This is a genomic window from Cyclonatronum proteinivorum (genome assembly GCF_003353065.1).
Lineage (GTDB): Bacteria > Bacteroidota > Rhodothermia > Balneolales > Cyclonatronaceae > Cyclonatronum > Cyclonatronum proteinivorum.
In genome coordinates this window covers 3063681-3088126 of record NZ_CP027806.1, presented here as the reverse complement: position 1 = coordinate 3088126, position 24446 = coordinate 3063681, and the positions used below count along the sequence as shown (strand labels likewise).

Genomic DNA, 24446 nt, shown 5'->3' with positions numbered 1-24446 from the left:
GATGTCCGCCTTTGATACGCTTCCGCTTTTACGGCCCAACATCCGCTCCCTCAAACCCTACCGCTCCGCCCGCGACGACTTCAAAACCGGCATTCTGCTTGATGCCAACGAGAATCCGTTCGCCCCGGAACAGCATCCCGAAGCCCGACTCAACCGCTATCCCGATCCCCATTTTGAAGCCCTGCGCGCACGTCTTTCGGAGCTGAAAGACGTAAAGCCGTCGCAGATTTTTCTGGGAAATGGCAGCGATGAAGCCATCGATATTCTGATCCGCATGTTTTGTCAGTCAGGCGAAGATACTATGGTCATCACGCCGCCAACCTACGGCATGTACAAAGTGAGCGCAGATATTCAGGGCATTCAAACGGTGGAAGCTCCCCTGAACCCTGATTTTTCCCTTGACCCCGAAGGTGTCATTGAAGCCGTCAAAACCTCCGGGGCGAAGCTGGTTTTCCTGTGTTCGCCCAACAATCCGACGGCCAACCGGCTCGATGCCGCGCACATTCGGCAGGTGCTCGAAGCGGTGCCCGCGCTTGTGATTGTGGATGAAGCCTACATCGATTTCAGTGCCGGGGAAAGTGCCCTGCGCTGGCTCGGGGAGTTCCCGAACCTGGTCGTGATGCAGACGCTCTCCAAAGCCTGGGGACTTGCCGGCATCCGTCTCGGGATGGCGTTTGCCTCCGAAACCATCATCAGCTACATGATGCGCGTGAAGCCGCCCTACAACGTGAATACGCTCACCCAGCAAACCGCGCTTGCAGCGCTTGCCTCTCCGGAGCGGACCTCCGGACTGATCGCGCAAATTCTCGCCGAACGCGAAAGACTGGCTGAAGCCCTCCTGAAATTTCCCGCTGTTTATAAAGTCGAACCCAGCGACGCCAATTTTCTGCTGGTCAGGGTGAAGGATGCCCCCGGCTGGTACAAAGCGCTTGCCGCGGAAGAAGTGATTGTGCGCTACCGCGGCGATCAGCTGCACTGCACCGACGGCCTGCGCGTCACCATAGGCACGCCCGAAGAAAACGATCGTCTGCTGGCCGCTTTTGAGAAGCTGAGTGCCATCGTATCCCCTACAACCTGATTTCTACCATGTCCCGATTTTTTATTTCTGCCGAAGCGCTAAGCGATGGAAGCGAGCTGCGCCCGTTCGCTTTCCGTGCTCTGATACGCCTGCACGAGGCCGGTGCCGCGCTGCTGCTCGACGCGCAAACGCCGCAGCTGCTAATTGAACGCCTCCGCCGGGAAGACCTTTCCTTTGAGCTGACCGAAGCCGAAAATCCGGCACTGTCCGGCACCCGACGCATTTTGGCCGCGGAAAGCGGCCTGCTGCAGCAGCAGCAAGACGGCGCATCCCCGGGAACAGCCCCCGACTGGCAGGCGCTGCTGCATCAGCTGCTGTTCCCGCCCCGCATCGGACGCATACGCCGCACAACCCGCGAAACAGACATCGAAGCCGAAATAAATCTCGATGGCTCCGGTAAGCACGACATCAAAACCGGACTCGGATTTTTTGATCACATGCTGGAGCAAATCGCGCGGCACGGCGACGTAGATTTGCGCCTGCACTGCAAGGGCGATCTCCATATTGACGAACATCACACCATCGAAGACTGTGCCCTTGCGCTCGGCGACGCCATCTCAGCGGCTTTGGGCGACAAACGCGGTATCACCCGATACGCTTCCGTCCTCCCGATGGACGAAACCCGCGCCATGACCGCGCTCGACCTTTCCGGCCGGCCCTATCTGGTGTTTGATGTACACTTCAGCCGCGAAAAAGTGGGCGATGTTCCCACCGAGATGGTCAAACACTTTTTCTACTCCCTGGCAATGAACACCAAAAGCACCCTGCATTTTGAAGTCACCGGCGAGAACGATCACCATAAAATCGAGGCCATGTTCAAAGGTTTTGCCATTGTGCTCAAGCAATCGGTGAAGCGTACGGGCAGCCTCGAAATCCCGAGCAGCAAAGGAATTCTGTAATGATCAGCATCATCGACTACCGCGCCGGAAACACGGCCTCCGTTTCCAACGCCCTCAAACGGCTCGGTGCGGACTATCAGATTACAAGCGACATCCAAAAGCTGGAAGCCTCCTCCGGCATCATTTTCCCCGGGGTTGGTCACGCGCAGGCCGCGATGCAGGCACTGAAAACCACCGGACTCGATGTCTGGCTGCGTGAAACCCCGCTGCCGGTGCTCGGCATCTGCCTCGGCATGCAGCTGCTGTTCGAACACAGCGTGGAAGGTGACACCGATTGTCTGGGGCTCTTTCCCGGCAAACTGCTGCGCTTCGACGACCGCGACGCCAAGGTCCCGCACATGGGCTGGAACACTTTTGTCGAACCCTTCGAGTCGGAACATCCGCTGCTTGAAGGCATTGGTCAGGGCGATTACTTCTACTACGTGCACAGCTACTACGCCCCGCTTTGTGACCAAACCATCGGCGCATGTAGTTACGCAGGTGTGACATTTACCTCCGTGGCTGCCGAGGGCAACAAAATGGGCGTGCAGTTCCATCCCGAAAAATCAGGCACAGCCGGGGCACGCCTGCTATTAAACTTTATCAACCTAACCCGCTGATCGCGGTGACATTATTCCAAAAAAAGCTATGATCCGGATTCCCGCTATTGATTTATACGACGGCAAAATTGTCCGCCTTAAGCAGGGCAGCTACGAAGCTGTGACCGTGTATGCTGATGACCCCGTGTCGTTTGCAGACCGCCTCAGCGAGCGCGAAGATTTACCCCGCCTGCACATTGTTGACCTCAACGGCGCACGGGACGGGAATTTTGAGAACCTGCGGCTGGTCGAGCAAATCGTGAAGCAAACGCCGCTTGAAGTGCAAATGGGCGGGGGGATCCGTCGTTTTGAAGATGTCGAGCGTCTGCTTCAGGCAGGCATTCACCGGGTCGTCTCAAGCTCGATGGCCGTAAACCGGCAGGATGAATGGTTGCGGGCACTCGAAGAATTTGGGCCGGGCCGCTGCATCTTTGGGATGGACCTCAAAGACGGCAAAGTCGCCGTCGGAGGCTGGCTCGAAACCGATGACCGCAGCCTCGAACAACTGCTCGCGCCTATGCTCAGCTACGGACTCACCGAAGTGCTTTGCACCGACATCGCCCGCGACGGCATGATGACCGGCCCCAACCTGCCCATGTATGCCGACCTCCAAAAGCGGTTCACAGACCTGAACTTTATCGCAAGCGGCGGCGTCTCCTCCAACGATGACCTCAAACGTTTGGAGGAATCCGGCCTGTTTGCCTGCGTCATTGGCAAAGCCTGGCTCGAAGGCATCGTGCAGATTTAGCCGTGTGCGGGTTGTACGTTCGGTACCCCCAAATAAACCTAACCGCTGATTTCCAGCACTTCCGGAGGCGTACCGGTTTTACCGCTGAGGAAATCCCGGATCAGGTCCCGCTTTTCGGCCAGTAACCGCACAAGGTTCCGGGTGCTGATATTCCCCGTTCTGATCCGGATAACCGGCGGAGGCGGGCCATAAAGATTGAGCAGGTCGATGAAGTCGGCATCGAAAGTGACAACACATAAATGGTTTTCCCGGCAGTGATGCCAGAGCTGAAGATCGGTAGCATCGGTAAGCCCGTCGGTTTTCACATGACGCGTATCCGGGAAATAAGGTTCGATGCGGTGCAGAATCCGGTAAGAGATGTTCTGATCAAAAAACAGCTGCATGGCTCCCGGCACTTAAACGGAAAAAATGCGCCGCTCGCGGGATGCCGCAAACTGAAGACAGGCCTGAATGGCTTCCGGACTAAGCTCCGGAAAATCTTCGGTGATTTCGCTGATGCTCATGCCGGAGGCAAGGTAGCCGAGCACATCATACACGGAGATGCGGGTGCCTTTCACGCAAGGCCGCCCGAACCGTACTTCGGGGCTGATTTGGATGTATTCGCTGAACATGGTTTCCTTGTTTGGGGTGTAGGGTGGGCTGAAATCGAGGTCGTCATTAACGAGATGAACCGGTGCTTGCGGTTCATCCGCAGTTTCGTAGCCTGCATCAGCCGAAGGCAGCATATTATGGCTGCCGTTATCGGCAAGACTCCGCAGGGCGATACGCAGTTCTTCTTCGAGGGAGCGGTTATTTTGCGCAGCCCGGATCTTGAGCCGGTGCTTGGTTTCTTCGTCGAGGTTTCGGATGGTTACGCTTGCCATAACAATATGATTGCAATGTTTGTTTTGATTGCAATGTAATCACAATTTAAGGTCTTTTCAAGACCCTTCACCCACATTTTTTTCAATCTGAACCAGCCCGAGGGTGCCCATGCGGTTGATGATTCTTTCAGTTTCTTCGGCTGAGATGCCAGTAAACCTTGCAAATGTGGCAGCACACCCATAAAAGGGAGTTTGGCTTTGTGGCTTTCACTACTTTCAAGTCAAAAAAAACTATCTAACCCGCATTATTCACTAATAAACAAGTTTTATTTGCTAAATGTATGTTTAAATTTGGCTTAGTGAAAAACACCAGTAGCCCAAATTTGAGTATGGTGTTAAGACTGCGAAATTTCCCCGCTGGCGGCGTTGAAGCTGAAAACTCATGCTCAGGGTACTAGGGTACCCCTCCGCTGAGTTTGGAGCTTCGCCTTGCCGGCAAGAAAATTTCTTGGTGAATAATGCGGGCTAAATAGGGTCACGAAAGGTATTATTATCTCGGCACTTACCAATTCCCATCTCGAGAAGGCTTTTTCAGTATGTCACCGCACAGTATGTCTGTGTGTCGTTTATGGGTTATGATGTTGATATTATTTGGGATATAAAATTCCCATCTCGAGAGGGGTGGCCCCAGTAGGGATTTGTTAGGGTTGATTAGGCCTGAGCAGCCTCAAATCTCATTCAACGCCCCGATGGTGGCGGGACGGGGTGTGACCGGAGGCCGGTCGGAGGCGAGATGCCGAATAACAACCACAGCGGCAATTGAGGGGGCACCTCTCGGGCTGGAAACCGATCATTTGCCCCAACGACCGCGCGTAGAGGCGAGTTGATTCGAAGCGTGGTGAATCCGAGACGCGATGAATCGCGTCTCTACAATTTCGGATATCAAAATCAAATCTGAGGAACTGAATTTGTTCTCTCAAATACCATCCCACAAAGAACCCGTCAACCCGGAAATGCTGCCATTCGGCGTTTTTTTACCATTAAGAAAAGGCGTGCAGCATTATCCGGGATCTTCCAAGCCTGAACTACCGCAATGCAATAGCTGACCTGGGAAGCCGGAACCACAAAGACCCCGGTCGCTATTGGAGGCCCAGCTACCGGCATGGTCGCAGGCCGAAGCTGGCAGATCCCGGATAAGGCCGGCCGCATTGGGGCATTTTTCGGCTTCAGTGTGGGCCTTTCCGGGATGACGCGGTTCAGGGTTTTTGCTATGGTATATTTGAGCCAAATCAACCCTCCAAGGGTTCCTAAACCCTTGGAGGGTTACATTTTATCTCCATTTTTATATTGATATTATTTGGGATATGAAACTCCCCTCTCGAGAGGGGTGGTCCCGGTAGGAATTTGTTAGAATTTGTGGTGCCGGAATTATTTTTACACTCTTTCAATGCCCCGATGGTGGCGGGACGGGGTGTGGAAATGCTGACCGAAGGCTATGTTATTCAGTGCAAGCTGAGTCGCTATAAAAGGATGAAGCGAGGCGGGGGCGACTCCGGAAATAAATTACCAGCCGTATCCGCAATGGTTGCGCACGATTCGAAACGCACCCCCGAAGATATGCCGCCCTTACAGGGCTCTATTTGTGAGGGGCCGCAATCCCGGGGTTGGCACCCCGGGCTGTGGTATGCCGCCCTTTCAGGGCTGGGTTAGCCTTTGGTAATTCTTTTTTTGAGCTCATTACAAATGCGTGATGTTTTCTATCGTGGCGTAAGGTGCCCGAATTCCGGCTTCCGGGCGGTCACACCCCGCCCGTTTGCAGGCGGACACATAGGATCGCTCCTACAACCCGGGCACCCCTCTCGCAGCGGGGAGTTTGGTTCCGTGGCGTTGCAGGACTCTTAGCCAAAAAAGAAGAAAGAAATTAAGGTATCCGAAGCTATGATTATCACGGGACTTACAAATTCCCCTCTCGAGAAGGCATTTTCAGTATGTCACCGCACAGTATGTCAGTTTGTCGTTTATGAGTTATAATGTTGATATTATTTGGGTTATGAAATTCCCCTCTCGAGAGGGGTGGCCCCGGTAGGAATTTGTTAGGGTTGATTAGACCTGAGTAGCCTCCAATCTCTTTCAGCGCCCCGATGGTGGCGGGACGGGGTGTGGGAATGCTGACCGAAGGCTTTGTTATTTAGTGCAACCCGAATAGTAATGAAAAGAAGGAGCGAGGCGGGTGCGGCTCCCGAAATACATTATCAGCCGTATCCGCAATGGTTGCGCACGATTCGGGACGCAACTCCCGATGATATGCCGCCCTTTCAGGGCTCCATTTGTGTGGGGCCGCAATCCCGTGGGTGGCACCCCGGGCTGTGATATATCGCCCTTTCAGGGCTGCGGTCAGGGTGTAGATAGTATTATTTGCTAAGATCCGCGCGTTCGTTTTTATTCCGTGGCGTAAGGAGGCGAACTCTGGTATCCGGGCTGTCACACCCTGCCCCGACACCATCGGGGTCGTTTTATCATTTGTGGCTGTTTCTGGTCTCTTGCCGCTGATCACGTCTTTCCAGGGGCCACCCCCTCTCGCAGAGGGGAGTTTGGCTTCGTGGCTTTTCAGGACTTTCAAGTCAAAAAACTATGTAAATAGAGCCACGAAAGTTATTATTATAACAGCACTTATTAATTCCCCTCTCGAGAGGGGTGGCCCCAATGATGTGTTGTTGGGCGAGCTGCATTAATAAGACACCGGTTCTGTTTCAAAGCCCGGAGGCTTGCGGGCCGGGGTGTGGGAGTGTCTGTCGAAGGCTTTGGGTTTCAGTGTAAAACGATAGTTTATAAAAGGAGGGAATGTGATGGGCGCGACTATGGGGCAAATTACCGGCGGTATCCGTAATGAGCGTGTGCGATTTGGAACCCATCCTGTTTATCCTGAGAATCCTATTAATCCTGTTCACAAACTGTGAGCTGTTTTGGAGTCCGTGGTTTGTCGTCAATGAAAAAAAAGCAACGCATTTGTATTCGTTTTGGGGTTTTTAATCTATGACAGAGCCCCTGATGTTCACGGAGTTTTCCCTAAAAATAAAAAAAGCTGCGTGTTGCCCGGTGGCTTGGGTCAGGCTTCCTTTTTGCGCATTTCTTCAAGGAAGCGGATGAATTTTTTGACTGCCCGGCCGCGGTGGCTGATGTTGTTTTTGATTTCGGACATGAGCTCTGCGAAGGTGAGGTTGTAGCCTTCGGGCATGAACACGGGGTCGTAGCCGAAGCCGTTGTCGCCGATGGGGGTTTTGGTGATGCGGCCTTCACAAACGCCGTTGAAGAAGAAGGTGCCGGAATCATTTTTAAAGGCGATGACGGTGCGGAATCGCGCGCTGCGGTTGTCGGTGCTGCCGAGTTCGCGCAGTAGTTTGTTGACGTTGTCTTCGTAGGTTGCCCGCTCTCCGGCGTAGCGCGCGGAGTACACGCCGGGGGCACCGTTGAGGTGGTCGACTTCAAGACCGGTGTCGTCGGCGAGGGCGGGCAGGCCGGTTGTTTCGTAGAGGTAGGCGGCTTTTTTGAGGGCGTTTCCGTGCAGGGTTTCCGCGTCTTCGATAACGTCCCGCAGGCCCGGAAAATCACTTGTTGATTTTAATTTGACGCCGATTCCGCTCAGGATTTCGCGAAGCTCGGTTACCTTATGCGGGTTTGCGGAGGCCAGCACAATGGTATCGGGTAAGCTGAAGTCGGCTTTTTCTGCGGGAATTTCGGTCATAGGGTCGGGCCGCTTCAGAAGGTGTGGTCGCGTTGAACCGGGATTTCTGCCAGGGTGCGGAAGGCTGTGTAGCGTTCGTTGATTTCGGCAGGGGTGAGGGCGAGGAGGCGCTCGGGGCCGAATTTTTCAACGCAGAAGCTTGCCATGGCGGAACCGTAGATGACGGCACGACGGAAGTTGTCGTCGGAAAAGTCGCCTGATCGTGCAAGCCAGCCGGCAAATCCGCCGAGGAAGGTGTCGCCTGCGCCGGTAGGGTCGAAGATATCTACGATGGGGAAGGCCGGGGCGGAGAAAATGCTGCCGTTGGTAAAGAGGAGTGCACCGTGCTCGCCTTTTTTGATGATGAGGGTGTCGGGGCCCATTTCGCGGATGCGGTCGGCGGCTTTCACGAGGTTGGGTTCGCCGGAAAGTTCACGTGCTTCAGAGTCGTTGATAATGAGCACATCAACCCGGTTGAGGGTTGCTTCAAGATCCTGACGGGCGCCTTCAATCCAGAAATTCATGGTGTCGAGAATGACAAGGTCGGGCGTTTCGATCTGATCGAGCACCTTGCTTTGCAGGGCCGGTGCAATGTTGCCGAGGCAAACTACTTTTGCATTCTGATAGGAGTCCGGTATGACCGGATCGAATTTTTCGAATACATTGAGCTGCGTATCAAGGGTGTCGCGGTTGTTCAGGTCGAAGTGGTAGCGGCCCTGCCAGAAGAAGGTTTTACCACTTGAATCGATCTGCAGGCCTTCAAGGTCAATATTCCGGGCCTTAAGCTTGTTGAGGTCTTCATCAGCGAAATCGTGCCCGACTACGCCTACAAGCTGAAGCGGGCTGTGAAAGTAACTGGCTGTGATGGAGATAAAGGTCGCAGAACCGCCTAAGATGCGGTCAACTTTACCAAAGGGTGTTTCGATGCCATCGTAGGCAACAGAACCAACAACAAGAATGCTCATAATAAATTTTAAAGTTGTGAAATGCAGATATGCGCAGCTTTCTGAGGCAGATCATGCCTGAAAACCGGCTCCGGAATTGACCGCCTAAAGGTACGGATGAAACGGAAGCCTTAAAAATGAAAAGGGCATACCATTTACATCTGAAGGAGAAAGAAATGGTCTTCATCAAATGCTGAAGAAAGCCTGCAGGCTCGGGTTAATCGTGCCTATATTGGCAGAAAATTAAACGACATCCCTAATCTTCATTCATTTATGATAAAACAAAAGCTTCTGCGTATGCTGTTGCTTTCTATGCGTATAAACCGAATGGCGGGAGGCTCAAAGCTGAGTTATTCATCCGGCAGCGCTGTTTTGCGGATTTCAGCTTCGCCTTGCCATCCTGAACGTTATAGGCCGATTACGGAGGGTTCATGAAAACCTACTATAAAAATTTTAGTCACCGGCAGCTTGATGCCCTGATTCATAACCGGCTTCGTCTTGCGATACTTTCTGCAGTGGCTCATTCGGAGGAAGTTGATTTTATGAGCCTGAAGAATGCGGTTAAAACCACGGATGGCAATCTTAGTATTCAGCTCCGGAAGCTGGAAGAAGCGGGCTATGTGGCGATCAACCGCAGCGTGCAGGTGAGCCGGAAGCAAACCAATGTTGCGCTCACCAACAAAGGTTTTAATGCCCTGCAGGAATATAAAGCCCTGGTACTGGGCTGGCTAAACCTATGATTTTCGTGCTCGCCTTTTTGGGGTTCGCGATCCTGCACAGCATTCTGGCAAGTCGGGTTGTGAAGCGCAACATCATCGGAATTTTCCCGCAGATGCGCTGGTACTACCGTTTGCTGTATAATGTAATTGCCGTGCTTACCCTTGCTGTGGTATGGTTTGCTGCGCCGGTTGAGTCTCACATGCTGTACAAGGTTGAGCCGCCCCTGCAGTTTGGGCTTCATCTGATACAGATAGGGGCCCTTGCCGGACTTTGGGTGAGTGTGCGCCATGCGGGAACGTCTTCATTTCTCGGGCTTAGGCAGCTTCGTGATGCGCGTCAGGGGATAGCCGATTATGACTTGGATGAACCCGCGACCGGTCAGCTTGTGGTGCGCGGACCTTTCCGGTATGTGCGACATCCGCTGTATGTGTTCAGTATTGTGATTCTGGTGGCGCACCCGGTGATGACGCTCAAGTGGGCGCTGTTTACCTTTTGCTGCGTGATTTACTTTGTGGCCGGTTCGTGGTTTGAGGAGCGCCGCTTGCTGGCGCGATACGGTCGTACGTATGAAGACTACCGGAAGCGGGTGCCGGCTTTCATCCCTTACAAACGTTATCAGTATACATCAGATGGATGATTTAGAATCCTTTTTGAGAGACCGGCTGACACGGCCGCTGCCGGGTTTTGCTGCGCAGCGGCGTATGGGTCCGGTGCGGCACGACGGTAGTTTCATGCACGATATCGTGCCGCCTGAAGACTGCAAACGCAATGCGGTGATGGTTGTGCTGTATCGGGATGAGGAGTCCGGTGCTTACCGGCTCATCCTTACGGAGCGCTCCCCGAAAATGCCGAGTCATGCCGGTGAAGTAAGCTGTCCCGGCGGACGCATGCAGGCCGGGGAATCTGCCCTTGAGGCCGCATACCGGGAGACGGAAGAGGAGGTGGGCCTGCACCGCTCGCAGCTCCGTTACCTTGGAGCGCTGAGCAAGCTTTATATCCCGGTAACCAATAACCTGATTTTTCCGCATGTAACCCTTACTGCAACACCCGAAAACCTGACACCTGACCCGCGGGAAGTCAGCCGCATATTCACGCCTGAGCTATCTGCCCTTACAAATCCCGAAAACCTGGTGAAAGAAGTGTGGACCTTCGGCCAAACCAAAATGACGGTGCCCTACTGGAAGGTGACACCTACACCGCTGTGGGGTGCGACCGCCATGATTTTAAGTGAGCTACTGGATCTCCTTCCGGCAAAATAAAGTTAAGTTAAAGGATTGATTGCCTTAATTTATTAGGATATATTGCCGCAATTATTCAAAATCCGGTGAACATTTAAAATAAAATTGTATGACGCACCAACTTGACGGTACCGATATTAAAATTTTGCGTGAGCTTCAAAGAAACGGCCGTGCGCGCCGCAATAAACTTGCTGAAATTGTCGGACTGTCTGTCCCGTCTGTTTCAGAGCGGATGAAGAAACTGGAAGAGAAAAACCTGATCGACGGCTACTACGCTGTCCTGGATCCGCGCAGTTTTGACATTGATATTACGGCCTTCATTTTTGTACAGGTCGATAACTCTTCCTTCTATGCAGATTTTGTGGAAGCGGCCAAAGAAGAGGCGGAGGTGCTTGAGTGTCATTCCATAACAGGGGACGGGTCTCATTTCCTGAAAATCAGAACCCGTAACACGGAATCCTTAGAGCGGCTGCTTTCAAAGATTCAGACGATGCCGGGTGTTAAAAAAACACGATCCAATATTGTACTTTCTACCTTCAAAGAAACCCGTGAAATTCCGCTTCAGGAAGAAGTTTCCTGAGTTCTTCCGAACCGGGCTGCATGGCCTGATTTTTTTGCTGCTCCTGTTTAGTTCAGTGCTTGTTGATGCAGAAGCGCAGGTACGTTTTGGCGTTATTTTATCGGCTGAACAAAGCGAGCAAATCAATCCGCATGAGCTTGACAGGCTGCAGCGGATGGGGGTTTCGGTCGTGGCTCCGCAGGCCCATTTTTCGGAAGAAACGTTTGGCGCACTCTCCGGCAGCGGTATGGAGGTGTGGCCCGTATTGCCGCTGCGCTATGTGCTGCGCGGCACGGAGCTTGCAGATCCTGAGGTGTATCTGCGCTTTTTGAGGCGCTTCGAGCGTCTCACAACCTTCAATGGGGTTATCGTTGGCTGGCATGCAGATTTGGGCTCGGCTCAGGTAAGCGCGCAGCTGCAGGCGCTTTCGGAGGTCCTGCGCAATCAGCTGCCGGCTCAAAAACTCTTCCTGATTACAAACGGAGCGGCCGTGCCGTCAGAAATGCTGCGCCCCATTGCGGATGCCAAGTTGGGCATTGGTCCGGCTTCCTTCGCGCAAGCACCCCTTTTGCTGCCGCCCGCGCCATCCGTAAATCAAAAGATTGCCTTTGCTGCGCAGGTCAGGGAAGGAATTGCGCAGGGCTATGGCATATTCCTGACGGATTATAATAATCTGCAGGCCTACATTGATGATGATGAAAGCACCTTTGCCGAGATAATGTCCGGCTTTACCGCCCATTCAAATCCGGCGATTCCGCTGCCCGAAGCGGAAGAGGTGATGCCGGCCATCAATTACAGCGTGTTGCTGGTGGTCTTGCTTTGGCTCTCTTTTGCGGTACATCTTAGGTACAATCCTAACTACAACAGAACGGTCGGTCGGTATTTTCTAAGCCATACCTTTCTGATTGATGATATTCTGAGACGGCACATTCTGCTTTCAGGCAGTATTTTCATTGTTTTTGTGCAGCTGAGCGTGATGTGGGGCGTCTTCAGCCTGAGCTTCACTACGGCATATCTGGGGGCGTCCGGCATGCAGGTGCTGACGTACTACTTCCCGCTGTTTTCTTCTGAAGTGATCTTGTTTGGGGCAGGCGCTTTTTTCGGCGCGCTGTTCAATGGTATTCTATGGGTGTGGCTGATTCTGAGCTGCTTCAGAAATGATGTGGTGAGCATGTCGGGTACGCTGCTGTTCTGGCCCATGCATGCCGGACTGCTGCTTTTGCTGCTGCTGCTCACTTTTCAGGGGGCCGGTGCGGGTTCGCTTGCCATGCTCATAGTTGCGCTTCTGTTCTTAGGCGTGCAGCTTGCAGCCTTTATTGTGGCTTCTCTTGCCTTTAGCCGGCAGCCTTCGCTTAAGCCGGGTCCGCACATTCTTGCGACGCTGCTTCCCTACATCGTGCTCATGAGCATACTTATCCTGTTCTTTATCCGGGAAAGCACGCTCTTCGGTATTTTCCGGCTGGCGTTCTGGTTAAATAACTGATTTCCGAAGCCGGGCGGTCGGAATCCGCAGCTGCTCGCGGTACTTGGTTACCGTTCGCCGGGCGACAATAAATCCTTTTTCTTTGAGGATGTCGGTGAGCTTCTGATCGCTCAGAGGATTTGCTTTGGGTTCGTTTTCAATGATATCCGCCAGAATGTTTTTCACTTCGAGGTTGGAAACTTCTTCCCCTGATTGGGTGGTGATGCCTTCATTAAAGAAGTAGCGGAGTTCGTACACCCCAAACGGGGTTTGCACATATTTGCCGTTTACAACCCGGGATATGGTTGAAACATCAAGGCTCACCACATCGGCTACATCCTTGAGAATCATCGGTTTGATGTTTACACCACTTTTGAAAAAGCTTTCCTGAATGTTCACTATGGTCTGCATGACCGCGAGTAGCGTTTGCTGCCGCTGATAAAGCATTTCAATAAACCAACGGGCAGACTCAATCTTACTTCGCAAAAAAAGCTGCGCTTCCTTCTGCTCCTTGTTTTTCTCTTTTCGCTTGGCCATATCCGCAATCATCTGCTCGTAACTTTTGGAAACAACGAGATCGGGAAGGTTGCGACGGTTGAGCTTTATCACAAAGCCGCCTTTTTCGGTATCATTTTCTGCCGGTTCGTAATAGACTTCAAAATCGGGTACGATGAAATTACCGGCGTCGGCTGCGGCGGTTTCAAATGAGCCGGGTTTGGGGTCAAGCATGCGCAGGCAATCGTAAGCTTCGCGGAAAACATCATCCGAGACATCCATCTTTCGCATAATTTTTTCGAAGTGCTTTTTCTCGAAATCTTCCCAGTGATTGCCGATAATTTCTTTGGCCGTCTGCAGACCAGGCGTGTGCGGATCGAGCATTTGCAGCTGAATGCTCAGACATTCCCGTAAGTTTCGGGCAGCAATACCGGGCGGGTCAAGCCGCTGAATGCGCTCAAGCACACCGGCGACTTCATCCGGGTGTACCGGCATGCCGTGCTGAAATGCGATGCTGTCAGCTACCGCGCTCAGGGCTCTGCGAAAATAGCCGTCGTCATCTATGGAACCGAGGATCTGATCGGCTATGAGGTTTTCTTTTTCTGAGAGATCGAGCAACAGCACCTGCTGTTCCAGCTTTTCCAGCTGCGTTTCCCGGTAGGGAGCCGGAATGTCCATCCAATCCGGGGCGTCCGGATTCCAGGTTGTGGAGGAGCTGTAGCCTTCGGAATTGTCGGAGTGAAAGGCATCCCAGTCCACATCCAGATCATCATCTACAGCCGGGGCATCGGTTTCAGCTTCTGTGGCTGTGGCATCGGTATCGGTATCCTGCATTGCGGGCTCATCATAGCTGTTGTCATCCGGGCCGTACAGGTCTTCGCCGGAATCTGCATCTTCGAGCGCGGGGTTGGATTCCATTTCTTCTTTGATCCGCTGCTCGATATGCTGCGTGGACATTTGCAGCATTTTGATGTACTGAATCTGCTGGGGCGAAAGCTTTTGCTGCTGTGTCTGTACCTGCTTCTGAAACTGCCCCTGACGCTGTTTTTGGGTAATCATACGGGAATTCCTTTTTCTTTTCGGATCGTGCGGCAGGTTTCTAAAAAAGCATCATACCATACTTCACCATACCGTCTCACGAGTGCATCCTTCAGGTATTCGGCAAGGTAAATGCCGTTTGCTTTGGCATGATCGCAGGCTGGGGAACACATTTCCGGGATGTACTCAAAATTGACGTAATCAATTGCACCGCTTTCCAAAATGCGGAGCGGATAGAGATGGCAGCTGACCGGTTTGGGCCAGCTTATGCGGCCTTCAAATGCGGCTTTGTGAATGCCGCAAAGGGCAACGCCTTCTTCATCATACTGCACAAATATGCACTCTGCACCATCTGTACAGGCGAGTTCCATGTCAACGCCTTCACCATGAATAAGGCCTGTTTCTGCAACGACTTCCCGTGCCCTTGGTCTGAGCTCATCTTTGAGAAGGTTCCAGGCTTTTTTCAGCACCGGAACTTCCTGCGGTCGCACAGGCGCACCTGCGTCACCCCGAACACAGCAAACCCCATGACAAGCGGTTAGGTTGCAGGCAAACTGTGCGGTTGCGATTTCATCTGACAAATAAACGTGGTCGACACGAAACATAAAGGAGATCTAAGAGAGATAGTTTTTCTTAAAATAAGCAATTTGGAGATTAGCATTTGAAAACGGCCTTTTAAAAAAACGCTAATCACAGACGGGCAGACCCGCTCTTCAGGAAATTTGCTGACGGATACGTACTCACGAGCACAAAAAATAAAAGGCAGTGTGGTCAGACACTGCCTTTTTTAGGGGGTTTATGTATCGAATAGGTTCAGAGCTGTGCTTCAAGTTGCTTTTTCAGTACTGACTTGGGCACGGCGCCAATGATCTGATCTACAACTTCGCCGTTCTTGAAAATGAGAAGTGCCGGAATGCTGCGGATCTGATATTTCATAGAGACCTGCGGATTGCTGTCCACATCTACTTTTCCGATGACGGCTTTGCCTTCGTATTCCTGAGAGAGTTCATCTACAAGAGGACCAACCCGGCGGCAGGGTCCGCACCATTCAGCCCAAAAGTCAACCAAAACGGGATGCTCGGCATTAAGTACGAGTTCTTCAAAATTGCTGTCGGTAAATTCGAGTGTTGTTTCTGATGCCATGATATTATTGTATTTAGGTTTAGTTTTCAAAACAGAGTGAAAGCAAAATACGTTCATCTGTTTGTTTGTATGAGGGGATAAGTTACAAAGACTGTGCCGCAATCAGTTAATCATACCGTTTTCCTTTAGGGAAAGGGCAACCATTTCCCGCCCAAGGATTTTGCGGACTTCCCGGATGAGCTGATCGGAGGGGTCTACTACAAATTTCCGTGAATTCATGGATAGGTTTTTGATGTCGGCGTTGGTGATGCGCAGGCTCAGGCTGCACTGACCCTTGTGTTCGTGCAGCAGGCCGGCGAGCCGGTGAATATCTTCGTCACTGATGATACGCGTATCAAGGGTGAGGCTGAGCCTGATCCGCCCCTGATTTTTTTCGCGGACGTTCTCAATCCGGTCAACCGATTTAATGATGATTTGCGGCTCGCCCCTGCGGCGGTCTATGCTGCCTTCTACCATGACAATATTGTCAGGTGCGAGCAGGTTCAGAAACCGGTCGTAGGCTTCCGAAAACGCAACGGCTTCAATGGCGGCATTTTCATCTTCCATCTGACAAAATGCCATGGGGCGGCCTTTTTTGTCGCGTACCATGCGCACGCTGGTGATAATGCCTGCAATGCGAACGTTGTCACGGTCTTCGCATTTACCTACCGAATCCTGACCGAGGGTATGCGAGCTGAACAGCCGGATATCTTCACGAAATTTATCCAGCGGATGACTACTGAGGAAGAAACCAATGTGCTCGCGCTCGCGCTTCAGGCGCTCCATGTTGGTCCATGCTACGCCTTCACGGAGCCGGGGTTCGGTCGTATCAGCGCCGCCTGCAGTACCATCGCCAAAAAGGCTGAACTGATTCCGGTTCTTTTCATCCTGTTTGCGTACCGCATAGGTGATGGCGTCTTCAAGACTTTCGAGCAGTTGTGCGCGGTTCTTGGTGAAGTCGTCGAGGGCACCTGCCTGAATCAGGCTTTCGATGGTTTTCTTGTTACAGGATTTCAGGTCAACCCTGTAGGTGAAATCAAACAGCGAATTAAAAACGCCGCCTTCCTTGCGGGCTTCCACGATGGCGATAACCGCGTTGCCGCCCACGCCTTTGATGGCTTCGAGTCCGTACTGAATACGCCCGTCTTTCACCACGAACTTTCCGGCACCCGTGTTGATGTTGGGCAGGTCAACGGTCAGGCCCATGGCGTTGGCTTCTTCGATAAAGTGAGAGACTTTCTTGATGTCACCCATGTTATGCGTGAGCACGGCCGCCATGAAAGCCGCGGGATAATGTGCCTTGAAATACGCTGTCTGATAGGCGAGTACTGAGTAGGCTGCGGAGTGTGATTTATTGAAACCGTAGCCGGCAAACATCGCCATCTTATCAAAAACTTCTTTGGCAACCTTCTTATCGTACCCCAAATCAAGGGCTCTGCCGATGAATTTCTCTTCTTCCAGCACCATCAGGTCGGGCTTTTTCTTACCCATAATGCGCCGCAGGATATCCGCTTCACCCAAAGAGTAGCCGCCCATTTTCTGGGCAACCTTCATGATTTGTTCCTGATAAATCATGATGCCGTAGGTCGGCTCCAGAATGCCGCGGAGGTCTTCATGCGGGTAGTCAACTTTCTCGCGCCCGTGCTTGCGGTTGATGTAATCCGGAATGAATTTCATAGGGCCGGGGCGGTACAGGGCGTTCATCGCGATCAGGTCGTCAATAACAGTGGGCTTGAGCTCCCGAAGGTATTTCCGCATGCCATCACTTTCAAACTGAAAGGTACCGACGGTTTCGCCCCGCTGATAAAGCTCGTAGGTTTTTTCATCGTCAAGGGTGATGTCATCGAGATCGTATTCCTTACCGGTCGTTTCCTTCACATTGGCGATGGCCGTTTTCAGGATGGACAAGGTCTTGAGACCGAGGAAGTCCATCTTCAGCAAACCGCACTCTTCGGCGCTTGGACCGTCGTACTGCGTGATCACATCCTTATCTTTCGATAGGGCAACCGGCACATAGTTCGACACTTCGCCCGGCGCAATAATGACGCCCGCCGCGTGAATCCCGGTTTGCCGAGCGCAGCCTTCCAGGACTTTCGCGTACTTCATCATTTTCCGGATTTGCTCATCCGGGTGATTGAAAAGATCCTTGATTTGCTCTGCGGTGTCGGGATTTTTTGCGGGATCAAGCACTTTCGCAAAGGTATCGATACCGGGCCGCTCTGGAAACAACTTTGAAATAGCCATGACTTCCGGCAGCGGCACGCGCAGTACGCGCCCGACATCGCGAATTGCAGTTTTGGCTTTCATGGTGCTATAGGTCACAATCTGCGCCACATTCTGACGCCCGTACTGTTCCACCACATAGTCAATCACTTGCTGCCGGCCGTGATCATCGAAATCAATATCAATATCCGGCGGGCTCACGCGCTCGGGATTGAGGAAACGCTCAAAAAGCAGGTCATACCGCAGCGGATCAATGTTGATGATGCCGATACAGTAGGCTACAATACTGCCTGCGGCGGATCCCCGTCCGGGACCAACATACACGCCGCGCCGCCGTGCTTCGGTTGTGAAGCTTTCCACGATGAGGAAGTAGCCTGCGAAGCCCATTTTGGCGATAATCTTCAGCTCGGAGTCAATCCGCTCGGTGACTTCCGCTGTGAGCTCGCCATAGCGCTTGCGCGCGCCTTCATAGCTGAGATGCCGCAGGTAATCGTCCATATCTGAGAAAGCCTGCGGAACCGGATAGTGCGGCAGCAGCAGTTCGGATTTCAGGCTGAAGTCTTCGACCTTATCCACGATTTCAGCGGTATTGTCGATACTTTCCGGCACATCCCGGAACAGCTCGAGCATTTCTTCCGGTGTTTTGAGGTAAAACTCCGGATTCAGGTTGTTGTAGTCGTCCGTAAAGCGGAAGCGGTTCGGGTCGTTGAGGTCGGCATTGGTTTGCAGGGCGAGCAGGATGTCGTGGGCCTCAGAGTCTTCCCGGTTCACATAGTGACTGTCGTTGGTCGCAATCACCTTTACATTGTACTCCTTCGCCCAGCGCAGCAGCACGGCATTACAGGTGTCCTGATCCGCGAGATTATGGCGCTGAATCTCGATGTAGTAGTCTTCCCCGAATACATCGAGGTACCATTCAAAGATTTTCCGCCCTTCTTCTTCGCCTTTTTGCATGATGGTTTTGTTCACTTCGCTTGCAATGCAGCAGGTCGTGGCAATCAGTCCTTCCGAATGATTTTTAAGCGTTTCCTTATCAATACGGGGTTTGTAGTACAGGCCATCGACATAGCCGACAGAGCAGAGCTTGACGAGATTTTTGTAGCCCGTCATATTTTTTGCCAGCAAAACCTGATGGTAGCGGGTCCGGTCTTCCCGGTCTTGCATGCCTGAGGGCGTGATGTAAAATTCGGATCCGATGATGGGCTTAATGCCGGCGGATTGCGCTTCCCGAACAAAAGACGGAACCCCAAACATGTTGCCGTGATCGGTAATGGCCATGGCGGGCATTTCCTGTTCAGCGGCTTTTTTTACCAGGTCTTTGATGCTTGCAGCACCGTCGAGCATGCTAAACTGGGTGTGACAGTGAAGGTGTGAAAATCGGTTCATAAATTCAGGCAGTAAAGGAAGCTTAAGATGGGCGTAATATGAAGCTAAGTATATTAAATACTATGATTTGGGTGATCCCTTGCAGGGCTTCAGTTCAGCTCATTAAGCTAAGCATTCTGACAATTCCATGCAGGCACAGCCCCGCTGTTTTACAAACAAAAACCGGCGCGGCCTGCAGTTGATACCGTACTTGATGCGCGATCTTCCTATGAATCTGACTTCTTTGGATTTGTCTTAGCGGATTAACTTTTATATTTAGGCTCGTTCTTAATCCCAAGTAAAAAAAGGTTTCCTGATGAATGTCGGCTCGGCCCTTCGCGTAGTAACCATCCCGCTAAACAGAGAAGAAATCGTTGATTTTCTCCTGCCCGCACCTGCCCGGAAAACGGGCGCTAAAGTTGCAGTTCTGAAGCAGCGTCCTTCAACCGAAGCAGAGCAGCGGTGGCTGACTCTTCTGAAGGATAAGCCCTGCCTTGATTCTCTTTTGTTTCGGGATAACCCGCACTGCAACCTGCGCCTGACTACAACAGACCGTCTCATTCCGGTTGAACATCTTACGTCGGATGACACTTTTCTCACCCGCAATCTCGGAGGCTGGGCCCCGGTTTGGTTCGGCGTTATGGCCGCAAACTGGGACACCGTCAAAACCGATCCTATGCTGCGCAATGCACGCGTTCTCACGGAATACGGTCGCGTGATCAGAGCCGTGGGGGCAGGACATCAGCTGGTTGCCGAACGCATGGAACAGGAAACCGGACTTAAGACGGTGGATGAGCTCTGCAAGGCCGTGGTGCGTATGCTGGAATGGCGCGCAGCCCTGCACTATGAGCGGGATCTGGAAGACAAGCTGAAGATTGCCAAAGCGCTCTATCTCGAAATCAGGGATGGCGGTCCGCTGACCAGGCCTGATGGTGATATGCCGCAGGTGCCCCGCATGGTGTTGCTCGACGAGTTGCTCGGGCAAATGGCCCGGATTGAAGAGCGCCGCCGCATTGCGCTGTTTGAGGATGATACGCAGGCCAATGCACAAATTACGGCATGGCAGCAGCAGCTTAAAGAGGAGACCGGGCTGATGCTCATCCTGAAAGCCGAGTACATCATGGGGCGCGGCCGGTGCAGCGCGGTAATGATTGCCCCTGAGCTCGGTTGCGTGGTAAAGCAACCAGGTCCCGAGCCTTTGCACGAGGCCCATTTAGCCGCCTTCACCCATAAGGGACAACCCGAAAATCACCCGCGCCTGATTAAAGACGGTGCCCTTGTTACCCCCGCCGGCCGCATAGGTTTGATTCTGAAAGAGGGCCTGATTGAGCGGCTGAATCACTTGTTTCAGCACAATGTCGGGTTGTGCTCGCTCATGGGCTTTATCACCGAGCCCTACGTCACCGGGCCGACCCTGCAGGAGTATGTGCTGGAACAGCATGACCGGCTGACGCCCGAAGTTTACGAGTTTATTCAGCTCCATCAGCAGGTGTGTGAGGTGATGGGCGTTGAAAACGGCGACTGGCACGCGGCCAATTTTATTGTGATGCCGGATAAACCGAATCCGTTTGTGCCGGGAATTCCGATGATGATTCACATCGACTGGGGGGCAGCGCGGGCCCTGACAGCGAAGGAGCTCACCAAAAAAGAAACAGAGGCGCGCTACAATCAGGTCAGGAACATCGCCTTTTCCTATCAGGATGCGCACCTTGCGAAAATCAGTGAGCGGCTGCACACCGATCTTGCGGATTCCCCTGAACGCAGGGCGAAACTCAGGGCACAAGCCGAAAAAATGGTGAACGGCTAAGTTCTTTGCCGTTTACGCCGGGCATATTTGTCGGCTGAAATGGCAGGGGCGCTGGTCGGGGGGCAGGATTGCAACAGCCGGCGTTCGACAGTTTAAGTTTGTGCTGCCCGGAAGCCAAAAAAAGCAACGCCTTCATCTTAGGTTTGGGGACTCTAATCTGCCCCCGCAACTCCTGATGTGCACGGAGTTTACCCAAAAATAAAAAAACCGGCCTGGCAATTGGCCGTTTTTGAAGACTGGCTTGAGAAATGGGGGACTGCGTCAGATTTGCCGGACGGAGTGGAGTTCGCAGCGCTTGGTTGGCAGGATGGCGCCTTGCAGGGGGGCGGGGTTTGCGGGCGTCGGGCGCTGGGTGATGTGGGTGATGAGCATGCGGGCGGCTTCGTAGCCCATGCCGTAGCCGGAGTGATGCAGGTGTGTGATGTTTGGGTGCAGGTAGTAGGGCGCGATGCCGTCGCTGATGGCAATGAGGGAGAGTTGCTCGGGGATGCGGATGCCGAGGGCGCTGAGTTCGTGGTGGGTGTGCACCATGAGTTCGTCGGACATCAGGAAGAGGGCGGTGAGGCCCGGGTAGTCGTTCAGGAAGCGGTGTAGGTTGGTGGAGATTTCGAGAATTTGGCTGACTTCGAGCGTGGGGCAGTCGGTTTCGCTGAGGCCTGCGGCGTCGAGGGCGCGGAGGTAGCCGCTGCGCCGGTTCTGCGTGATGCTGAGTGCCGGGTGACCAAATACGCCGCCAATTTGCCGGTGCCCTTTGTCGAGAAGGTGCCGGACCGCGTCAGCTGCCGCCGCGGCGCCGTCGATGGTAAGGCTTGGAATATCTGTGGTGCCGCCGGTTTTGTCGATCAGGAGAAGCGGGGTGCCGCTGTCGCGCAGTTGCTGCACGTGTTCGAGCGATTCGGTTTCTTCGCTCAGGCTGAGAAGGATGCCGTCGGCACTGAGCTCGGTTGCGTACCACAACAGTTCTTTTTCGCGTGCAAGCTGATTGTCGCTCTGAAACATCATCACCGAAAAACCCAGCTCTGCGGCGGCGGTGTTGATGCCGTACATCATTTCCGGCACGAAAAATGAGTTGATTTCCGGCAGAATGAGCGCGATGGTTTTGGTGGCGTGCGTGCGCAGGGATTTGGCCTGCAAGTTGGGGCGGTAGTTGAGCTGCCGGGCGATTTCCGCGATTTTGAGCCGGGTCGCTTTGCTGATGCTGCTGTGGTCGGAAAGCGCCCGCGATACGGTGGCGGGAGAAACCCCGGCTTCCCGCGCGATGTCCTTGATGGTTGCCCGCTTTGCTGCCATCAGTCTCCTGGTGTTTCAGATGTACTGCTGCCGGGATACTGCCCGCTCTGGATGAGGGCTTTTTTGATGCGTTCCAGCAGTAACGCCCGGTCGGGTGCTACGGGCGGCGCCTGCGGGTCGGCTTCCTGCGCCTCTGCCTGCTGAATAAAGCGGATGTATTCCGCGACGCGTTGCAGGCTTTCTTCTTTCGGACTTCCGGTGTCCCGGAGTATGCGCCGTAAAAAGGCAGTTTGTTTAGCGGAGAGATGCGGTGGCTCTTCTTCCATGGTAAAAACGGTCAGATAGGAGGTTCGGGAAGCGGTTTGTGTGCAACGAAAAAATAGCCCAAAACCCCGCATTTTCATAATGCAAACGTTTGCGCATTTCGATTTCCATCCCCGCTTGCATGCGCATAAATTAAAAGCGCTTTCAATGCAACAACAACTAATTTCATGAATCCAGCTGCAGCCTGCAGAAAAAGGCTGCAGTGCGCTTTGCCGGGCCCGCAAACCTGATAGAAAAGTGATCGGGTTTGCGGGCACCTTCTTCTGAAATTCTCCTTCATCTTCTAAAATAATGAGCCGACCGCATGGAATTTGACGTCAGCATTGCGTGGATTGATTATGTGATCATTGCGCTGTATTTCGCGTTCATCATCTGGCTGGGACTGTATTTCAAGAATAAAAACAAGAATCAGGACGACTACTTCCTGGCCGGACGCTCCCTCACCTGGCCCATCATCGGCTTCTCGCTTTTTGCGAGCAACATGGGCAGCATCAGTCTGGTCGGTCTTGCTGAAAGCGGGTACCGGACCGGCTTCGCCAATTTCAGCTACGAGTGGATGGCGACCTTCGTGCTCATCTTGTTTGCCGTCTTTTTCCTGCCGTACTACCTGCGCAACAAAATTTACACGGTCCCCGAGTTTCTCGAGCGCCGCTACGGCAGCTTCGCTCGCTACTACTTTTCGGGCGTCACCATGACCCTCAACGTGTTTGTGGATATCGCCGCCGGACTTTACGCCGGTGCGGTCGTGGTCAAAATGGCTTTCCCGGAGTTATCCATCGTGACGATCGTCTGGGGCATTTCGATCTTCGCGGCCTTCTATACCTTGCTGGGCGGTCTTGCCTCGGTTGTCTATTCCGATACCGTTCAGGCCGTGCTGCTGATCGTAAGCTCCATTTTCGTGACGGTCGCTGCGTGGAACATGATTGGCGGCTGGGAAGAAATCACCGCGGGTGTTGCCGCCGCAGGCGTAAGCGCCGATCACCTCAGTATCGTGCGCGGCATGGATGATCCCAACCTGCCGTGGCCGGGTTTGTTCTCCGGGGTTTTCCTGTTAGGGTTCTATTTCTGGGTTACGAATCAGTTCATCGCACAGCGGGCGCTGGCCGCCAAGGATACACGTCAGGGACAGTGGGGCGCGCTTTTCGCCGGTTTCCTCAAGCTTTCGACCCTCTTCATCATGGTGCTGCCTGGCGTGATGGCCCTCATCCTCTACGGCGACAGCATCGAAGCGGTCAACGCCTACCCGGCCCTGATCTTCGATTTGCTGCCGGTCGGCCTGCTCGGCATCACCCTCGCCGGTTTCATCGCGGCCCTGATGAGCAGTGTGGACAGCGGCCTCAACGCGGCCTCGACGCTCTTTACCTTCGATTTCTACAAGAAATTCCGCCCCAATTCTACGCAGGATGACGCCATGCGCGTGGCCAAAATCACGATTCTTGTGCTCATGGTTATTTCCGCGCTTTGGGCCCCGCAGATCATCAAATTCGACTCCTTCTGGGATTATCTCCAAATGGTGCTCTCGTTCATTTGTCCGCCGATTGTAGCGCTCTTCGCCTTCGGCCTGTTCTCGAAGCGCATCAACACCAAAGGCGCGAACGCCTCCATCGTGACGGGCGTCACCCTCAGTGCGCTCAGCATCGGCTATCAGTTCTACATCAACATCACCGGCGCGGAGAACCTGCTGCCGCACTACCTCTACCTCGCGGGCTTCATCTTCATCCTTTGCTCGGTCATTCTGGTCGGGGTCAGCCTGCTGTCCGGCCCCGATGAAGGCAAGGACTGGGAAGCCCTCATCTGGACGCCCAAATTTTTCCACGCCGAAACCCAGTCGCTCAGCGATCTTCCTTTTTACTACAATTACCGCTATCAGGCCGTGGCTCTGCTCTTCCTGATCGTGGCCCTGCTCATCATTTTTTAGCCGGTTCTGCAGTGTTTGGGGGTAGGGGGATGTGCTCACGGGCGCATCTCCCGTTCCGGACCTCAACCGGGCTTCCGTCAGGTCCCGGGGTCCTGCCTCATCCGCCTCACAGCCGGCTCAACTCCCCGGAGGACGCAACCGCAGCTTCCTTTTTGTTTTTGAACCGGGTTCAGG

General features: G+C 53.3%; 21 protein-coding genes and 1 pseudogene. 11 read left to right on the top strand and 11 right to left on the bottom strand.

Going from position 1 to position 24446, the window contains the following annotated elements; all coding sequences use genetic code 11:
* Position 1 precedes the first annotated feature (1 nt).
* The 4 genes from hisC to hisA are packed head-to-tail and all read left to right on the top strand — an operon-like array spanning position 2 to position 3303.
* Entirely contained in the window at positions 2-1078 is a 1077-nt protein-coding gene (hisC, locus tag CYPRO_RS11715) for a histidinol-phosphate transaminase (RefSeq protein ID WP_114984787.1), read from the top strand.
* An 8-nt stretch (positions 1079-1086) separates the two neighbouring features.
* Positions 1087-1977, top strand: a complete 891-nt coding sequence (gene hisB / locus CYPRO_RS11710) for an imidazoleglycerol-phosphate dehydratase HisB (RefSeq protein WP_114984786.1) — start codon at positions 1087-1089, stop codon at positions 1975-1977.
* A complete protein-coding gene (gene hisH, locus CYPRO_RS11705; protein ID WP_114984785.1) occupies positions 1977-2576 on the top strand; it encodes an imidazole glycerol phosphate synthase subunit HisH in 600 nt (199 codons plus the stop codon). The genes hisB and hisH overlap by 1 nt, the downstream gene beginning before the upstream one ends.
* A gap of 28 nt (positions 2577-2604) precedes the next feature.
* Complete coding sequence (gene hisA, locus CYPRO_RS11700; RefSeq protein ID WP_114984784.1) at positions 2605-3303, top strand: 1-(5-phosphoribosyl)-5-[(5-phosphoribosylamino)methylideneamino]imidazole-4-carboxamide isomerase; 699 nt, start codon at positions 2605-2607, stop codon at positions 3301-3303.
* Between the two features lie 38 nt (positions 3304-3341).
* Here hisA and CYPRO_RS11695 read toward each other — a convergent pair whose 3' ends face one another.
* From CYPRO_RS11695 to CYPRO_RS11660, 5 genes and pseudogenes are all read right to left on the bottom strand, one after another.
* A complete protein-coding gene (locus CYPRO_RS11695; protein WP_124245600.1) occupies positions 3342-3686 on the bottom strand; it encodes a DUF5615 family PIN-like protein in 345 nt (114 codons plus the stop codon).
* Between the two features lie 12 nt (positions 3687-3698).
* Complete coding sequence (locus tag CYPRO_RS17020; RefSeq protein ID WP_114985787.1) at positions 3699-3914, bottom strand: DUF433 domain-containing protein; 216 nt, start codon at positions 3912-3914, stop codon at positions 3699-3701.
* Between the two features lie 147 nt (positions 3915-4061).
* A pseudogene (locus tag CYPRO_RS17015) lies at positions 4062-4166 on the bottom strand (FitA-like ribbon-helix-helix domain-containing protein); the annotation flags it as partial.
* A gap of 3046 nt (positions 4167-7212) precedes the next feature.
* Positions 7213-7848 (bottom strand): RdgB/HAM1 family non-canonical purine NTP pyrophosphatase, encoded by a 636-nt coding sequence (gene rdgB / locus CYPRO_RS11665; RefSeq protein ID WP_114984778.1) that lies wholly within the window; start codon positions 7846-7848, stop codon positions 7213-7215.
* 14 nt (positions 7849-7862) lie between these two features.
* Entirely contained in the window at positions 7863-8792 is a 930-nt protein-coding gene (locus CYPRO_RS11660; protein ID WP_114984777.1) for a PfkB family carbohydrate kinase, read from the bottom strand.
* Positions 8793-9202: 410 nt separating this feature from the next.
* Between CYPRO_RS11660 and CYPRO_RS11655 the strand changes: the two genes are divergently transcribed.
* The 5 genes from CYPRO_RS11655 to CYPRO_RS11635 all read left to right on the top strand — a co-directional run bounded on the left by CYPRO_RS11655 (position 9203) and on the right by CYPRO_RS11635 (position 12771).
* Positions 9203-9511, top strand: a complete 309-nt coding sequence (locus CYPRO_RS11655; RefSeq protein ID WP_114984776.1) for a transcriptional regulator — start codon at positions 9203-9205, stop codon at positions 9509-9511.
* Positions 9508-10128 carry a methyltransferase family protein gene (locus tag CYPRO_RS11650; RefSeq protein ID WP_114984775.1) on the top strand — a complete coding sequence of 207 codons (621 nt, stop codon included), beginning with the start codon at positions 9508-9510 and terminating at the stop codon, positions 10126-10128. Before CYPRO_RS11655 ends, CYPRO_RS11650 begins: the two co-directional genes overlap by 4 nt.
* The gene (locus CYPRO_RS11645) at positions 10121-10750 is read left to right on the top strand and encodes an NUDIX hydrolase (RefSeq protein ID WP_164682740.1); all 630 of its coding nucleotides are present in this window, start codon (positions 10121-10123) and stop codon (positions 10748-10750) included. The genes CYPRO_RS11650 and CYPRO_RS11645 overlap by 8 nt, the downstream gene beginning before the upstream one ends.
* Positions 10751-10838: 88 nt before the next feature.
* A complete protein-coding gene (locus tag CYPRO_RS11640; protein ID WP_114984773.1) occupies positions 10839-11309 on the top strand; it encodes an Lrp/AsnC family transcriptional regulator in 471 nt (156 codons plus the stop codon).
* Complete coding sequence (locus tag CYPRO_RS11635) at positions 11278-12771, top strand: hypothetical protein (RefSeq protein ID WP_114984772.1); 1494 nt, start codon at positions 11278-11280, stop codon at positions 12769-12771. The genes CYPRO_RS11640 and CYPRO_RS11635 overlap by 32 nt, the downstream gene beginning before the upstream one ends.
* Here the strand turns inward: CYPRO_RS11635 and rpoN are convergent.
* The 4 genes from rpoN to dnaE form a co-directional block, all read right to left on the bottom strand.
* A complete protein-coding gene (rpoN, locus tag CYPRO_RS11630) occupies positions 12760-14304 on the bottom strand; it encodes an RNA polymerase factor sigma-54 (protein WP_114984771.1) in 1545 nt (514 codons plus the stop codon). The two genes, CYPRO_RS11635 and rpoN, sit on opposite strands and share 12 nt — an antisense overlap.
* Positions 14301-14888, bottom strand: coding sequence for a DUF3109 family protein (locus CYPRO_RS11625; RefSeq protein WP_114984770.1), 588 nt, complete (start codon positions 14886-14888; stop codon positions 14301-14303). The genes rpoN and CYPRO_RS11625 overlap by 4 nt, the downstream gene beginning before the upstream one ends.
* 208 nt (positions 14889-15096) lie before the next feature.
* Positions 15097-15426: a thioredoxin gene (gene trxA, locus CYPRO_RS11620; protein WP_114984769.1), complete on the bottom strand. Its 330-nt coding sequence runs from the start codon at positions 15424-15426 to the stop codon at positions 15097-15099.
* A 102-nt stretch (positions 15427-15528) separates the two neighbouring features.
* Positions 15529-19014 carry a DNA polymerase III subunit alpha gene (dnaE, locus tag CYPRO_RS11615; protein ID WP_114984768.1) on the bottom strand — a complete coding sequence of 1162 codons (3486 nt, stop codon included), beginning with the start codon at positions 19012-19014 and terminating at the stop codon, positions 15529-15531.
* 295 nt (positions 19015-19309) lie between these two features.
* On the opposite strand from dnaE, the gene CYPRO_RS11610 reads away from it, so the two are divergent.
* Positions 19310-20800, top strand: coding sequence for a hypothetical protein (locus CYPRO_RS11610; RefSeq protein ID WP_114984767.1), 1491 nt, complete (start codon positions 19310-19312; stop codon positions 20798-20800).
* Between the two features lie 261 nt (positions 20801-21061).
* Here the strand turns inward: CYPRO_RS11610 and CYPRO_RS11605 are convergent, their stop codons facing one another.
* Both CYPRO_RS11605 and CYPRO_RS11600 read right to left on the bottom strand, forming a co-directional pair.
* Positions 21062-22090 (bottom strand): LacI family DNA-binding transcriptional regulator, encoded by a 1029-nt coding sequence (locus CYPRO_RS11605; protein ID WP_114984766.1) that lies wholly within the window; start codon positions 22088-22090, stop codon positions 21062-21064.
* A complete protein-coding gene (locus tag CYPRO_RS11600; protein WP_124245599.1) occupies positions 22090-22356 on the bottom strand; it encodes a hypothetical protein in 267 nt (88 codons plus the stop codon). The genes CYPRO_RS11605 and CYPRO_RS11600 overlap by 1 nt, the downstream gene beginning before the upstream one ends.
* A 302-nt stretch (positions 22357-22658) precedes the next feature.
* Between CYPRO_RS11600 and CYPRO_RS11590 the strand changes: the two genes are divergently transcribed.
* The gene (locus tag CYPRO_RS11590; RefSeq protein WP_114984763.1) at positions 22659-24272 is read left to right on the top strand and encodes a sodium:solute symporter; all 1614 of its coding nucleotides are present in this window, start codon (positions 22659-22661) and stop codon (positions 24270-24272) included.
* Positions 24273-24446 lie beyond the last annotated feature (174 nt).

What these genes read in the sequence shown, in the direction of transcription:
- hisH (WP_114984785.1), top strand. Translation starts at nt 1,977, where the DNA reads ATGATCAGCATCATCGACTACCGCGCCGGAAACACGGCCTCCGTTTCC.
- CYPRO_RS11650 (WP_114984775.1), top strand. Translation starts at nt 9,508, where the DNA reads ATGATTTTCGTGCTCGCCTTTTTGGGGTTCGCGATCCTGCACAGCATT.
- CYPRO_RS11645 (WP_164682740.1), top strand. Translation starts at nt 10,121, where the DNA reads ATGGATGATTTAGAATCCTTTTTGAGAGACCGGCTGACACGGCCGCTG.
- trxA (WP_114984769.1), bottom strand. Translation starts at nt 15,426, where the DNA reads ATGGCATCAGAAACAACACTCGAATTTACCGACAGCAATTTTGAAGAA.
- CYPRO_RS11625 (WP_114984770.1), bottom strand. Translation starts at nt 14,888, where the DNA reads ATGTTTCGTGTCGACCACGTTTATTTGTCAGATGAAATCGCAACCGCA.
- hisB (WP_114984786.1), top strand. Translation starts at nt 1,087, where the DNA reads ATGTCCCGATTTTTTATTTCTGCCGAAGCGCTAAGCGATGGAAGCGAG.
- hisC (WP_114984787.1), top strand. Translation starts at nt 2, where the DNA reads ATGTCCGCCTTTGATACGCTTCCGCTTTTACGGCCCAACATCCGCTCC.
- rpoN (WP_114984771.1), bottom strand. Translation starts at nt 14,304, where the DNA reads ATGATTACCCAAAAACAGCGTCAGGGGCAGTTTCAGAAGCAGGTACAG.
- CYPRO_RS11605 (WP_114984766.1), bottom strand. Translation starts at nt 22,090, where the DNA reads ATGGCAGCAAAGCGGGCAACCATCAAGGACATCGCGCGGGAAGCCGGG.
- CYPRO_RS11600 (WP_124245599.1), bottom strand. Translation starts at nt 22,356, where the DNA reads ATGGAAGAAGAGCCACCGCATCTCTCCGCTAAACAAACTGCCTTTTTA.
- CYPRO_RS11660 (WP_114984777.1), bottom strand. Translation starts at nt 8,792, where the DNA reads ATGAGCATTCTTGTTGTTGGTTCTGTTGCCTACGATGGCATCGAAACA.
- dnaE (WP_114984768.1), bottom strand. Translation starts at nt 19,014, where the DNA reads ATGAACCGATTTTCACACCTTCACTGTCACACCCAGTTTAGCATGCTC.
- CYPRO_RS11695 (WP_124245600.1), bottom strand. Translation starts at nt 3,686, where the DNA reads ATGCAGCTGTTTTTTGATCAGAACATCTCTTACCGGATTCTGCACCGC.
- hisA (WP_114984784.1), top strand. Translation starts at nt 2,605, where the DNA reads ATGATCCGGATTCCCGCTATTGATTTATACGACGGCAAAATTGTCCGC.
- CYPRO_RS11590 (WP_114984763.1), top strand. Translation starts at nt 22,659, where the DNA reads ATGGAATTTGACGTCAGCATTGCGTGGATTGATTATGTGATCATTGCG.
- rdgB (WP_114984778.1), bottom strand. Translation starts at nt 7,848, where the DNA reads ATGACCGAAATTCCCGCAGAAAAAGCCGACTTCAGCTTACCCGATACC.
- CYPRO_RS17020 (WP_114985787.1), bottom strand. Translation starts at nt 3,914, where the DNA reads ATGTTCAGCGAATACATCCAAATCAGCCCCGAAGTACGGTTCGGGCGG.
- CYPRO_RS11610 (WP_114984767.1), top strand. Translation starts at nt 19,310, where the DNA reads ATGAATGTCGGCTCGGCCCTTCGCGTAGTAACCATCCCGCTAAACAGA.
- CYPRO_RS11655 (WP_114984776.1), top strand. Translation starts at nt 9,203, where the DNA reads ATGAAAACCTACTATAAAAATTTTAGTCACCGGCAGCTTGATGCCCTG.
- CYPRO_RS11640 (WP_114984773.1), top strand. Translation starts at nt 10,839, where the DNA reads ATGACGCACCAACTTGACGGTACCGATATTAAAATTTTGCGTGAGCTT.